This is a genomic window from Mycobacterium sp. Root265, from assembly GCF_001428895.1.
Classification (GTDB): Bacteria; Actinomycetota; Actinomycetes; order Mycobacteriales; family Mycobacteriaceae; genus Mycobacterium.
In genome coordinates, this window is sequence record NZ_LMJA01000002.1 from 136047 (window position 1) to 148899 (window position 12853).

The 12853-nt window shown below is 67.4% G+C and carries 12 protein-coding genes; 7 read left to right on the top strand and 5 right to left on the bottom strand.

Going from position 1 to position 12853, the window contains the following annotated elements; translation table 11 throughout:
- Positions 1 to 18 precede the first annotated feature (18 nt).
- Complete coding sequence (locus ASE48_RS03965) at positions 19 to 519, top strand: DoxX family protein (protein WP_442928673.1); 501 nt, start codon at positions 19 to 21, stop codon at positions 517 to 519.
- Here the strand turns inward: ASE48_RS03965 and ASE48_RS03970 are convergent.
- Positions 516 to 1406, bottom strand: coding sequence for an NAD(+)/NADH kinase (locus tag ASE48_RS03970; RefSeq protein ID WP_057165731.1), 891 nt, complete (start codon positions 1404 to 1406; stop codon positions 516 to 518). The two genes, ASE48_RS03965 and ASE48_RS03970, sit on opposite strands and share 4 nt — an antisense overlap.
- The gene (locus ASE48_RS03975; protein WP_057165984.1) at positions 1403 to 2398 is read right to left on the bottom strand and encodes an SPFH domain-containing protein; all 996 of its coding nucleotides are present in this window, start codon (positions 2396 to 2398) and stop codon (positions 1403 to 1405) included. The genes ASE48_RS03970 and ASE48_RS03975 overlap by 4 nt, the downstream gene beginning before the upstream one ends.
- Before the next feature lie 80 nt (positions 2399 to 2478).
- Between ASE48_RS03975 and ASE48_RS03980 the strand changes: the two genes are divergently transcribed.
- The 3 genes from ASE48_RS03980 (at position 2479) to ASE48_RS03990 (ending at position 6490) form a co-directional block, all read left to right on the top strand.
- A complete protein-coding gene (locus tag ASE48_RS03980; protein WP_057165985.1) occupies positions 2479 to 3177 on the top strand; it encodes an NUDIX hydrolase in 699 nt (232 codons plus the stop codon).
- A 50-nt stretch (positions 3178 to 3227) separates the two neighbouring features.
- Positions 3228 to 4973, top strand: coding sequence for a DUF3556 domain-containing protein (locus tag ASE48_RS03985; protein ID WP_057165732.1), 1746 nt, complete (start codon positions 3228 to 3230; stop codon positions 4971 to 4973).
- 110 nt (positions 4974 to 5083) lie between these two features.
- Positions 5084 to 6490 (top strand): aldehyde dehydrogenase family protein, encoded by a 1407-nt coding sequence (locus ASE48_RS03990; protein WP_057165733.1) that lies wholly within the window; start codon positions 5084 to 5086, stop codon positions 6488 to 6490.
- A 4-nt stretch (positions 6491 to 6494) separates the two neighbouring features.
- Here the strand turns inward: ASE48_RS03990 and ASE48_RS03995 are convergent, their stop codons facing one another.
- Positions 6495 to 7292, bottom strand: a complete 798-nt coding sequence (locus tag ASE48_RS03995; protein WP_057165734.1) for a FadR/GntR family transcriptional regulator — start codon at positions 7290 to 7292, stop codon at positions 6495 to 6497.
- 189 nt (positions 7293 to 7481) lie between these two features.
- Here ASE48_RS03995 and ASE48_RS04000 point away from each other — a divergent pair, with 189 nt between their 5' ends.
- The 3 genes from ASE48_RS04000 to ASE48_RS04010 are packed head-to-tail and all read left to right on the top strand — an operon-like array spanning position 7482 to position 10578.
- Positions 7482 to 8639, top strand: a complete 1158-nt coding sequence (locus ASE48_RS04000) for a thiolase family protein (RefSeq protein WP_057165735.1) — start codon at positions 7482 to 7484, stop codon at positions 8637 to 8639.
- Positions 8636 to 9433 carry a crotonase/enoyl-CoA hydratase family protein gene (locus ASE48_RS04005; protein WP_057165736.1) on the top strand — a complete coding sequence of 266 codons (798 nt, stop codon included), beginning with the start codon at positions 8636 to 8638 and terminating at the stop codon, positions 9431 to 9433. Before ASE48_RS04000 ends, ASE48_RS04005 begins: the two co-directional genes overlap by 4 nt.
- Positions 9434 to 9435: 2 nt before the next feature.
- The gene (locus tag ASE48_RS04010; RefSeq protein WP_057165737.1) at positions 9436 to 10578 is read left to right on the top strand and encodes an acyl-CoA dehydrogenase family protein; all 1143 of its coding nucleotides are present in this window, start codon (positions 9436 to 9438) and stop codon (positions 10576 to 10578) included.
- A gap of 59 nt (positions 10579 to 10637) precedes the next feature.
- Here ASE48_RS04010 and ASE48_RS04015 read toward each other — a convergent pair whose 3' ends face one another.
- Both ASE48_RS04015 and ASE48_RS04020 read right to left on the bottom strand, forming a co-directional pair.
- Positions 10638 to 11408, bottom strand: a complete 771-nt coding sequence (locus ASE48_RS04015) for a fasciclin domain-containing protein (protein WP_057165738.1) — start codon at positions 11406 to 11408, stop codon at positions 10638 to 10640.
- A 146-nt stretch (positions 11409 to 11554) separates the two neighbouring features.
- Positions 11555 to 12826 (bottom strand): MFS transporter, encoded by a 1272-nt coding sequence (locus ASE48_RS04020; protein ID WP_057165739.1) that lies wholly within the window; start codon positions 12824 to 12826, stop codon positions 11555 to 11557.
- Positions 12827 to 12853 lie beyond the last annotated feature (27 nt).

Here is a 12853-nt window from a genome sequence, read left to right on the forward strand (position 1 = left end):
GATTCCTCTTCTTATGATGTGGCGCTCCTGCTCCTGCGTGTTGTTCTCGGCCTGACCATGGCTGCGCACGGCTACAACAAGTTCTTCGGGGGCGGGCGCATCCCGGGCACCGCGGGCTGGTTCGACAGCATCGGCATGAAGCCGGGCCTGTTCCACGCCCGCGTCGCGGCCAGCACCGAGATCGCTGCCGGCCTCGGTCTGGCGCTGGGCCTGCTGACACCGGTGCCGGCCGCCGGGTTCGTGGCGCTGATGCTGGTGGCGGCGTGGACGGTGCACCGGCACAACGGCTTCTTCATCGTCAAGGAGGGCTGGGAGTACAACCTGGTGCTCGCGGTGGCCGCGGTGGCCATCGCCGGCACGGGCGCCGGCCGCTACAGCCTGGACCATCTGCTGTTCTCCGGTACCGATATCGCGTCCTGGCTCTCGGGCTGGTGCGGCCTGGCCATCGCTGCGGGTCTCGGTCTGCTCGGCGGTATCGGCCAGCTGGTCATCTTCTTCCGCCCACCGGCCAAGGCCTAACGCACCAGCCGCAACCTGCGCGGCGCCGGCCCGACCGTCACCCGCTGGCCCCACGACAGCGTCAGGGCGTCGGCCTCCACCCCGTCGCCGAAGGCCACCAGCCGGTCGGACTCGACATCGATGCTCAGTTCGGCCGCGGTCAGGTCGCCCTCGACCAGCGCGGTGCCGGTGGCCGGTGAGGGCCACGGTTCGCGGACGAACCACACCAGCCGCGGATCCGACGGCGCCGGCAGCGCCAATGCGCTCTGGCGTTCCTGCCATACCGAGCGGCACCAGCCGGTGGCGCCGGTGCCGGTGGACACGATGACCCCGGATGACGCCTGCCGTTCGACCTGTCCGCCGGGCAGGTTGAGGGTGTAGCGCGCGGTCTGGTGCCCGGCCTGGCCGACGAAGATCTCGTTGACGGCCATCAGCCGCTGCCCGTCGTCGGTGCTCGCCTGCACCATGGTGCGCCACTCGACCTCGGTGTCGGCGTGTGCGGCGGCGCGCATCAGCGGCACCGCCGCGTCGGGGGAGTGGGTCACCAGCACACCGGCATTGCGCCCGGGTTCGGGATCGACACCGATCACCGGCTGGCCGTCCAGGTACTTCGCGACGTTGGCGACCAATCCGTCCTGCCCGACGGCCAGCACCACATCGCCGGGCTCGAACAGGAAGCGCGACAGGTCCGTCCGCTCCACCCGGCCGCGCCGCCAGTCCACCGGGATTCCGGCGGCGATGGCCGCCAGCGCGGATTGCACACGGTCGTGCCGGGTTTCGAGTTCGTCGATGCTGCGGCCCCGGTTGCGCAGGAAGAAAGCCGCCTGCCCGTGGGTGCCGTGCGTGGCGAGAGCCTCGTCGAGTTCGGTGCGGCGGTGCACGATCACCGCCCGGGGTGGGAGCGTCATGGCGCCCCCAACCGGGCCAGCACGGGCGCCAGCAGATCCGGTGTCAGCACCAGGGATTGGATGTTGGGCAGATTGGCCGCGAGTTCCTTGACGGCCAGACCCAGCAGCGTGGCATCGCTGATGTCGCGGTAGGCGGCCAGCCGCGCGGCCTCCGCGGCCGCCTCGGCCTCACCGACCAGTCGCGCCGCCTGGGCCTGCGCCTCGGCCAGGGCCACCTCACGGCGTGCCTTGGCCTGGGTGGCGATTTCGTCGGAGGCCCAGGCCTCCTGGGTCTTCAGCCGCTCGTTGGCACCGTTCTGGGCGACCAGTTCCTCTTCGCGGCGGGCGAGTTCGATCTTGGTCTGCAACTCGTTCTCCCCGATGGCCCGCTCCCGCTCAACCGCCAGTGCGCGACGTTCGAACGTCGCCTTGTCGGCGTCCTGCTGCACCATCTCCCGGGTCGGTGTCTGCAGTGCGCGTTCCACCTCGGGTTCGGGGCGGATGGCGACCACCCGTACCCCGATCACGGCGATACCGGTCTCGGTCAACCGCGGGTCGGCGGTCAGGCCCCCGCTCATCCGTTCGCGGACCGCGCTGATCCCGTCGACCAGCGCCGCGGTGAGGGTGGTGCGGGCCAACAGATCCAGCCCGTGCTGCTGGGCGGACTCGGTGAGCAGACCGGCCACCTGCTCCAGTGGCGCGGCTCGCCAGTAGCCGGTGTCGGTGTCGATCGCGAAGTCGATACGAGAGGCGGCCAGCGCGGGGTCGACGATCCGGTAGGTGATCGTGGCCTGCACGGTGACGTCCTGGAAGTCGGCGGTCCTGGCGTGGAACAGCAACGGCAGTTCGCGGTCGTCCAGTGGGATCTCGGACATCGCCGCGGTCAGCGGACGGAACCAGAACGCCAGGCCGGCGCCGTCGTGACTGAGCTTGCCGCGGCGTAGTGCCCGGATGTGAGCGGTGGGTTCCACGCGCAGATGACGGATCAGTGGGTAGCGGGTGATGACGGCCATGGTGGCCACCTCCTTTTATCGTCAGATCGACGATAATCCGGACTCTGGCTTTACGTCAAGATGACGATTAACCTGAGGTGGTGCCGCGCTACGACCCGAGCGATTACCCGTCGGTGGCGGTCACCGTCGATCTGGTGGCCCTGACCATCCGCGAGGACTCGCTGTGCGCGCTGGTGGTCCGCCGCGGTGAGGAGCCGCATGCCGGTCGGTGGGCGTTGCCGGGTGGGTTCGTGCGTGCCGACGAGGATCTCGATGCCGCGGCGGGTCGGGAACTGGCCGAGGAAACCGGAGTCCCGGCCGCGCGGCTGCATCTCGAACAGCTCGGTACCTATGGTGCGCCGCAACGCGACCCGCGGATGCGGGTGATCACCGTCGCCTATCTCGGCCTGGCGCCCGATCTGCCGTTACCGACGCCGGGCGGTGACGCGGCGGGCGCGCGGTGGGCGCCGGTCGGGGAGCTGTCGGAGTCCGCGCTGGCCTTCGACCATGCCGCGATACTGGCCGACGGCATCGAGCGGGCCCGTGCCAAGATCGAGTACACCCCGCTGGCGACCACCTTCTGTGCCGACGAGTTCACCGTTGCCGAACTGCGCAGGGTCTACGAGATCATGTGGGGCACAACGCTGGACAGCCGTAACTTCCACCGCAAGGTGACCGGCGCCGCCGGCTTCCTGGTACCGGTCGGGCGGACCACCGGGCGCGACGGCGGGCGTCCGGCTCAGCTGTACCGCCGCGGTGAGCTGCGGCTTCTGCACCCGCCGATGATGCGCAGCGGCTGAGATGGCCGAACTGCTGGCCCCAGACTAGAACACGTTCTAGTCTGACCGGCATGGGATTCCTCAAGCAGACCACTCCCGTGATCGATTTCGAGGAGTGGAGCAAAGGCACCCGCGCCGAGCGGATCGTCCCGATGGCCCGGCACTGGGCCGAGGTCGGGTTCGGTACGCCCGTCGTGCTGCACCTGTTCTACGTCGCCAAAATCCTCGCCTACATCCTTATCGCCTGGGTGTTGGTGCTCGCCAGCACCGATGGTCTCGGTGGCTTCACCGACGTCACCGCCTGGTACAACGAGCCGATCCTCTATCAGAAGGTCGTGTTCTACACGATGCTGTTCGAGGTCGTCGGCCTGGGCTGCGGGTTCGGCCCGCTGAACAACCGGTTCTTCCCGCCGATGGGGTCGATCCTGTACTGGTTGCGGCCCAGGACGATTCGACTGCCACCCTGGCCCAACCGCATCCCGCTGACCAAGGGTGATGCGCGCGGTCCGGTGGACGTGTTGCTCTACGGGGCATTGCTGGTGATGCTCGTGATCGCGCTGTTCTCGCAGGGCACCGGGCCCATCCCGGAACTCGGCACCGAGGTGGGCGTGCTGCCGGTCTGGCAGACCGCGTCGATCCTCATCCTGCTTGCCCTCGCCGGCCTGCGCGACAAGGTGATCTTCCTGGCCGCCCGCGGTGAGGTGTATGCGTCGCTGGCGGTGTGCTTCCTGTTCAGCGGCGCCGACATCATCATCGCCGCGAAGCTGGTTTGTCTGGTGATCTGGATGGGGGCGGCCACCTCGAAACTCAACAAGCACTTCCCGTTCGTCATCTCGACGATGATGAGCAACAACCCCGTCTTCCGGTCGCCCGCCATCAAGCGAAAGTTCTTCGAGCACTTCCCCGATGACCTGCGTCCCGGTCGGGCATCGCGTTTCATCGGGCACTTCTCCACCGCCATCGAAGGGCTGGTGCCGCTGGTGCTGTTCTTCAGCCACGGGGGCTGGGCGACGGCCATCGCGGCGTTCGTCATGCTGGTCTTCCACTTCGGCATCCTGAGTTCGATCCCGATGGGGGTGCCGCTGGAATGGAACGTCTTCATGATGTTCAGCGTGCTGGCGCTGTTCGTGGGTCACTCCGGTATCGGACTGGGCGACCTGTCGAGCCCGTGGCCGATCGTGCTGCTGGTGGTGGTTGCCGGCACCGTGGTGCTGGGCAACCTGTTCCCGCGCAAGGTGTCCTTCCTGCCCGGTATGCGCTACTACGCGGGTAACTGGGACACCTCGCTGTGGTGCATCAAGCCCTCGGCGGATGCCAAGATCGCTGCCGGCGTCGTCGCGATCGCCAGCATGCCCGCCGCGCAGCTGGAGAAGTTCTATGGCAGCAAGGAGGCCGCCCAGATCCCGATGTACATGGGATATGCGTTCCGCTCCTTCAACACTCACGGCCGCGCGCTGTTCACCCTGGCGCACCGGGCGATGGCCGGGGGCAACGAGGACGACTACACCCTCACCGACGGTGAGCGCATCGTCAGCACCGCCATCGGGTGGAACTTCGGTGACGGCCACATGAGCAACGAGCAGTTGGTGGCGGCGCTGCAGACGCGCTGCCATTTCGAACCGGGGGAGGTGCGCATCGTCATGCTCGACGCGCAGCCCATCCACCGGCAGACCCAGCAGTACCGGCTCGTCGACGCCGCCACCGGAGAGTTCGAACGCGGGTACGTCAAGGTCGCCGACATGGTCACCCGGCAGCCGTGGGATGACACCGTCCCGGTTTACGACGTGCAGACACCGGGGCGTACCAGCGCCTCGTGAAGTAAGCGACACGCTTGGTCCCGAACCTCTGGACGCCTCGTACTTACGCGCATAAGCTCGCGGTGATGTGTCGCGTCGGTGCGGCCCGGTACACGTGAAGGTGACTGACCTTGAGCAACTACATTGCGGTCTTCAATCCATCGAACGAGGAGCAGATCGCCGAGGTCCCCGATTCCGACCAGGCCGCCGTCGACGCGGCGGTGGCCCGGGCGCGGGACACCTTCGAGTCCGGGGTGTGGCGCCGGCTGCCCGCCGCGCATCGCGCCGAGGTGCTGTTCAAGGCCGCCGAGATCATCAAGCGGCGCACCGAGGAACTGGCCGAGATCGAGGCTCGCGACAACGGCATGAATGCGATTGCCGCACAGCAGATCATCAAGGTCGCCAACGAGATGCTGATCTACTACGCCGGCTGGGTCGGCAAGATCCACGGCGAATCGGCCAACCTCGTCTCCGACGGCCTGCTGGGCCATTTCGAGGAGTACCACACCTTCACCCAGCTGGAGCCCGTCGGCGTCGTCGGCCTGATCATCCCGTGGAACGGCCCGTTCTTCGTCGCCATGCTCAAGGTTGCGCCGGCGCTCGCGGCGGGCTGCAGCGCGGTGCTCAAGCCCGCCGAGGAAACCCCACTGTCGGCACTCAAGCTGGAGGAGATCTTCCGCGAGGCGGGTCTGCCCGACGGCGTGCTCAACGTGATCACCGGCTACGGGGAGACCACCGGCGCGGCGCTGACCGCGCACCCCGACGTCGACAAGATCGCCTTCACCGGGTCGACGGAGGTGGGCCGGCTGATCGTGGCGGCCGCCGCAGGCAACCTCAAGCGACTGACCCTGGAACTCGGCGGGAAACCGCCGTTGATCATGTTCGACGATGCCAACCTGGAGAAGTCGATCATGGGTGCCGCCATGGGGCTGCTCGCCGGATCCGGGCAGAACTGTTCCTGCACATCGCGGATCTACGTGCAGCGCAAGATCTACGACCAGGTCGTCGAGGGGCTTGCCGGGTTCGCGCAGATGCTGCCGATGGGCGGATACGAGGATCCCACCTCGGTGCTCGGGCCGCTGATCAGTCAGAAACAACGCACCCGCGTCGAGGGCATCGTCAACGACGGGGTGGCCGGTGGCGCGGAGGTGATCACCGGCGGCAAGCCGTTGGACCGCAAGGGGTATTTCTACGAGGCCACCATCATCACCAACACCACTCCGGACATGCGGCTGATCAAGGAGGAGATCTTCGGACCTGTCGGCTCGGTGATCCCCTTCGACGAGGAGGAAGAGGCCGTCGCCGCGGCGAACGACACCGAGTACCGACTGGCCGGCGCCATCTGGACCGAGAACCTCAGTCGAGCCCACCGTGTGGCGAATGCGCTTCGTGGGGGCCAGATCTGGGTGAACTCCGCCCTCGCCGCGGACCCGTCGATGCCGATCTGCGGACACAAGCAGTCGGGCTGGGGCGGCGAGCGCGGCAAGAAGGGCCTGGAGGCCTACTTCAACACGAAGTCGGTCTACATCGGGATCTGAACTGTCAGATCATCACATCGCGGACCTTGACCGACTCCATGCCCTTGAGCAGCAGCTCGCGTGCGGTGTCGAGGTGCTTGCGCCAGTGCGCCTCGGCGGCCTCGCCGTCACCGGAGCGCATGAGCGTCATCAGCCGCTTGTAGGACCGCATCAACAGGTCGTAGTCCGACTTGGACAGCGGCCGGTTCTCCTTCATGGCGAAGGCGGTGTGCCGCACCGTGATCTCGTGCAGCATGCCGGCCATGATGGTCAGCGTCGCGTTGCCGGACAACTCGACCACGCGCTGATGGAAGTCGCCGGTGGTCTCGGCCATTCGGCCGGTCTCGCGTCCGGACGGCACGTGCTCGGCGATCATCGTGTCGAGTTCGTCGAACGCCTCGACGTTTCCCAACTCGGTGAGCAACCGGACCGCCATCGGCTCGATCCCGGCGCGCGCCGTCATCACATCGGCAATGGTGGCCCCCGACAGCTCCAACAGCAGGCCCGCCGGACGGGCCACGATCTCCGGGCCCGGCACCCGCACCCGCGCGCCGGTGCGTGAACCGCGGCGTACCTCGACGAGACGCTCGGACTCCAGCACCCGCACCGCTTCGCGCAGCGTCGGACGGCTCACCCCGAAATGGGCCATCAGCTCGGCCTCGTTGGGCAGGAAGTCGCCCTCCTTGAGCTGGCCGTCGACAACCATCCGGCGCAGCGTCCCGGCGACCAGTTCCGCGGTCTTCGGCGACCGGATGGGCGCTCCGGCCACCGCCGGGACGGCGCTGCGGCCGATCATCGGCGAGAGCGGGGTGCTGCCGGCCACGGTGAGACTCCTCGGTAATAGGCTGGAGGTAGGTATTCAACTCAGTAAACCATGTCGGCAAACCCGGTGCGTGCACCCGCGTTCATCCGCCATCTACCAACCAGTAGGTTGACCTAGTAAACCTTCTGTTCTAGGTTCGATTTAAGTCCATCCGTACAAAAACGCCAACCATCTTCGAAGGAGAAGTCCATGGCTGAAGCGGTCATCGTCGAGGCAGTTCGCTCACCAGTCGGCAAGCGCAACGGCGCCCTGTCGGGTGTGCATCCCGCCGAACTGTCGGCACAGGTCCTCAACGGCCTGGTGCAGCGCGCCGGGATCGACCCGGGGCTCGTCGACGACGTCATCTGGGGAACGGTCATGCAGGCCGGCGAGCAGGCACTCGACATCGCCCGCACCGCCGTGCTGGCCGCCGGTTGGCCCGAGACCGTCCCCGGTGTCACCGTGGACCGCCAGTGCGGATCCAGTCAGCAGTCGCTGCACTTCGCCGTCGCCGGTGTGGTGGCCGGTCACTACGACGTCGTCGTCGCCGGTGGTGTCGAGTCCATGTCGCGGGTCCCGATGGGCTCTTCGCTGGCCAGCGGCGGGCACCCCTACCCGGAGGCCTTCCTGGCGCGGTACGACCACAAGAGCCCCAACCAGGGCGTCGGCGCCGAGATGATCGCCGAGCAGTGGGGACTCTCGCGTACCCAGCTCGACGAGTTCTCCCTGAGCTCACATGAGAAGGCTGCCGCCGCACAGGATTCCGGTGCCTTCAAGGATCAGATCGTCGGTATCAAAGCGAAGGATGAGCACGGGGAAAGCACAGTTCTGGAAGACGGCGGCATCCGTCGCGGCGGCACCATCGAAGGCCTGGCCAAGATCAAGCCGGCCTTCAAGGAGGACGGTGTGATCCACGCCGGCAACTCCAGCCAGATCTCCGACGGTTCGGCCGCACTGCTGATCACCTCGGCCGAGAAGGCAAAAGAGCTGGGCCTCAAGCCCCTTGCCAAGGTGCACACCGCGGTGCTCGCGGGCGCCGACCCGGTCATCATGCTGACCGCGCCGATCCCGGCCACCCAGAAGGCGCTGGCCAAATCCGGCCTGACCGTCGATCAGATCGGTGTCTTCGAGGTCAACGAGGCGTTCGCGCCGGTGCCGCTGGCGTGGCTGAAGGACATCGGGGCCGACGAGAGCCGGCTGAACCCCAACGGCGGTGCCATCGCCCTGGGCCACCCGCTCGGCGGGTCCGGTGCGCGGATCCTGACCACGCTGCTCTACCACATGCGGGACAACAACATTCAGTACGGACTGCAGACCATGTGTGAAGGTGGCGGTCAGGCGAACGCGACCATCCTGGAACTGCTGTGACCTCGGCCGAGGCGCCTGGCGCGCTCACCGAGCGGCGCGGGAACGTCCTGATCATCACGATCAACCGGCCCGAGGCCCGCAACGCCGTCAACGCGGCGGTGTCCATCGGTGTCGGCGACGCTCTGCAGGCCGCGCAGGAGGATCCGGAGGTCCGAGCGATCGTGCTCACCGGCGCCGGGGACAAGTCGTTCTGCGCCGGTGCCGATCTGAAGGCGATCTCGCGCGGGGAGAACCTGTTCCACCCGGATCACCCGGAGTGGGGCTTCGCCGGGTACGTGCGGCACTTCGTCGACAAGCCGACCATCGCCGCGGTCAACGGCACCGCACTGGGCGGCGGCACCGAACTGGCCCTGGCCAGTGACCTGGTGGTCGCCGAGGAACGCGCCAAATTCGGTCTGCCCGAGGTGAAGCGCGGTCTGATCGCCGGCGCCGGCGGGGTGTTCCGCATCGTGCAGCAGCTCCCGCAGAAGCTGGCGCTGGAGCTGGTGTACACCGGCGAACCGCTGTCCTCGGCGGACGCGCTCAAGTGGGGCCTGATCAACAAGGTGGTGCCGGACGGCACCGTCGTCGACGCCGCACTGGAACTGGCCGAACGCATTGCGGTCAACGCGCCCTTGGCCGTTCGGGCCAGCAAGCGGGTGTCCTACGGCGCGATCGACGGCGTCGTCGCCGCCGACGAGCCGTTCTGGAAACAGACCTTCGGCGAGTTCGCCACCCTTCTCAAGACCGAAGACGCACAAGAGGGACCGATGGCTTTCGCGCAGAAGCGCGAGCCGGTCTGGAAAGCGAAGTAACAGTGAAGAGACTGGTTTTCGAAACCGAGCACGAGCAGCTTCGGGAGACTGCCAAGCAGTTCCTGGAGAAGGAGTGTCTGCCCAACGTCGAGAAATGGGAGGCCGACCGCCTCGTCGCCCGCGAAGCGTATGTGGCAGCAGGCAATTACGGCCTGATCGGGTTCAACATGCCCGAGGAGTACGGCGGCGGCGGAGTCGACGACTTCCGGTTCAACGCGGTGATCGTCGAGGAGTTCTCCAAGTTCGGGCTGGCCTGCCCGGGTGTCAGCCTGCAGAACGACATCGTGGGCCCGTACTTCAAGAACCTGGCCACCAAGGAGCAGCTGGAGCGCTGGATGCCCGGCTTCGCCAGCGGAGAGCTGATCGGCGCGATCGCCATGAGCGAGCCCGGCGCGGGCAGCGACCTCGCCGGCATCAAGACCACCGCGGTACGCGACGGTGACGACTTCATCATCAACGGATCGAAGACGTTCATCTCGGCCGGTATCAACTCCGACCTGGTGGTCGTGGTGGCGCGCACCGACCCGGAAGCCGGTCACAAGGGCTTCTCACTGCTGGTGGTGGAGCGCGACACCCCGGGCTTCACCCGGGGCCGCAAGCTGGACAAGATGGGCCAGCACGCCGCCGACACCTCCGAGCTGAACTTCGAGGACGTCCGCGTCCCCGCGGCCAACCTGCTCGGCACCGAGGGTAAGGGTTTCTACCATCTGATGGAGAACCTGCCGTCCGAGCGCCTGTCCATCGCCATCGCCGGTGTCGCCGGGGCGCGCGCCACGTTCAACGAGACGCTGCAATACGTCAAGGACCGCAAGGCATTCGGGCAGCCGATCGGCAGCTTCCAGAACAGCCGCTTCGTGATGGCCGAGTTGGACACCGAACTCGACATCGCCGAGCAGTACGTCGACCGGTGCCTGCGCGCCGTCGTCGACGGTGAACTGACCGCGGTGCAGGCCTCCAAGGCCAAGTGGTGGTGCACCGAGCTCGGTAAGAAGGTCGTCGACTCCTGCCTGCAGCTGCACGGCGGGTACGGCTACATGAACGAGTACCGCGTGGCCAAGGATTACGTCGATGTGCGCATCCAGACGATCTACGGTGGCACCACCGAGATCATGAAGGAGATCATCGGCCGCGATCTGGGTCTGTAAGTCCCACAACGCAAGAACGGCGCCCACTCAGAAGAGTGGGCGCCGTTTTTGCGTATGAACTAGCCGGCGGGTGCAGGCGCTGTCACCGTGACGGTCTGGGTGGCCGTCGCAGGCGTCTCGGCCGCCCCGGACGTCGGCGCGGCCGACGTCGTGGTCTCGGTGGCGGACGTGGTCGACGTGGTGCTGGTCGTCGAGGTGCTGGTGGTGACCGGGGTCGGCGCCGCGGCCGGGTCCAGCACGGTGTCGATGATGTAGACGCGCATGTGGTCCGCGCCGATACCGCCGCACTCGACCTTGGCTTCGTTGACCGTGATGTCGCCGCCGCTGCCCTTGACGATCACCGGCTTACCCTGCTGGGTGTAGATGGTGCCCTCGATATCGTCGGGGCCGAGGATGCCGAGCGCCATGTGGTAGTACACCAGCGCGGTCAGTGCGACCGGGTCGGTCTTGAGCGACTCCAGCTTCTCGGGCGGCAGTTTCGCGAACGCCGCATCGCTGGGCGCGAACACGATGTACGGGCCGTTGTCGAGCACGGCGGCCACGTTCACCTCAGGGTTCACCTGGCCGGAGATGGCGTTGCTGAAGGTCGAGATCGCCGGGATGCTCGCCAGTGCGGTCGAGGACTGCGCCTTGGCCAGGCCGGTCAGCGAACCGGGGCCGGTGGCCTCGGACTTCACGGTGGCGTCACACGTGGGGCCCTTCGGTTCTGCGATCACCATTTGGGGGGTGGTGGTGGGATCGTCGGCGTGAGCCGTCGCGGTGGTTCCTGCGAAAACGATGGCCGACGATGCGACCACGACGCCGAAGAGCTTGCCGGTGCGAGCGTGCACGTGTTTTTCCTCCCGCTCATGACTGGGTCGGCGCGTCTCAAGCGGGGACGCGGCTGACCGGTTTGTTGAAAGCCTCGGTTTCAAAGCCTCTGGCGTCCCCGCGGCGCCGGATGAATCGTATGCGTCCTGGTGAGCGCAGCCAAATGCTACGGAACCGGCACTACCGGCCTGCGCACTCCGGCGCAGAGCAGCGCGGCCCCGAAACACAACCCGGCGGCGAGGTAAAACGCCAGGTCATAGGTGCCTTGGAGATCCCGGATCCAGCCCGCGCCGGCCGCTGCGATCGCCGCTCCGAGCTGGTGTGAGGCGAACACCCAGCCGAACACGATCGGCGAGCGGGTTCCGAAGAAATCGCGGCACAGCACGATCGTCGGCGGCACGGTGGCCACCCAGTCCAGCCCGTAGAAGATGATGAACACCCATGTGCCCGGCTCGGCGTTCGGGGAGAGCAGCGACGGCAACAACAGCAGTGAGACACCGCGCCCGGCGTAGTACACGCACAGCAGCAGGCGCGGATCCACCCGGTCGGTGAGCCAGCCCGAGAAGATGGTCCCGGCCACGTCCAGGACGCCGATGGTGGCCAGCAGGCCTGCCGCCAGCGTGGTGGGCATGCCGTGGTCGTTGGCCGCCGGGATGAAATGCGTGCCGATGAGGCCGTTGGTGGTCATCCCGCAGATCGCGAAGCTGGCGGCGAGCAGCCAGAACGCCCGGGAGCGCAACCCGATGCGCAGCCCGTCGAAGGCGGCGCTGAAGGTGCCCGTCGGCAGCACGGTGGGCTCGGATGCGCCGGGATCGGACGGGTCGGCGCCGTACGCGGTCAGTCCGATGTCCTGCGGACGGTTGCGCATGAACACCGCCACCAGCGGCACCACGGCCAGCGCGGCGGCGGCCACGATGAGCGATGCCCAGCGCCAGCCGTGCCGGGTGGTCACCTCGGCCACCACGGGCAGGAAGATCAGTTGTCCGGTGGCGCTGGCGGCGGTCAGCACACCGGTGACCAGGCCGCGCCGGGCCTCGAACCACCGGGTGGCCACCGTCGCGACGAATCCCATCGAGATGGCGCCGGTCCCGATGCCGACGAGCACACCCCACAAGAGCACCAGCTGCCAGCTGGCGGTCATGACGACGCTGAGCGCCGAGCCCGCGGCGATCAGCACGAGCGCGCCGGACAGCACCGGCCGGACACCGAAGCGGTCCATCAGTGCGGCGGCGAACGGGGCGGTGAGGCCGTAGAGCGTCATGTTGACGGCCATCGCCACGCCGACGGTGCCGTGCGACCAGCCGAACTCGTGGTGCAGCGGGTTCATCATCACCCCGGGCACCGACCTGAAGGCGGCGGCGCCGAGGATCGCGACGAAGCTGACGCCGGCCACGACCCATGACCAATGCAGGCGGCCGCGGGCGCGCAGAAGTGTCATGCGTCGATGTTCGCGGTTCCCGAAGGT

What these genes read in the sequence shown, in the direction of transcription:
- ASE48_RS04020 (WP_057165739.1), bottom strand. Translation starts at nt 12,826, where the DNA reads ATGACACTTCTGCGCGCCCGCGGCCGCCTGCATTGGTCATGGGTCGTG.
- ASE48_RS04000 (WP_057165735.1), top strand. Translation starts at nt 7,482, where the DNA reads ATGGCTGAAGCGGTCATCGTCGAGGCAGTTCGCTCACCAGTCGGCAAG.
- ASE48_RS03975 (WP_057165984.1), bottom strand. Translation starts at nt 2,398, where the DNA reads ATGGCCGTCATCACCCGCTACCCACTGATCCGTCATCTGCGCGTGGAA.
- ASE48_RS03985 (WP_057165732.1), top strand. Translation starts at nt 3,228, where the DNA reads ATGGGATTCCTCAAGCAGACCACTCCCGTGATCGATTTCGAGGAGTGG.
- ASE48_RS03970 (WP_057165731.1), bottom strand. Translation starts at nt 1,406, where the DNA reads ATGACGCTCCCACCCCGGGCGGTGATCGTGCACCGCCGCACCGAACTC.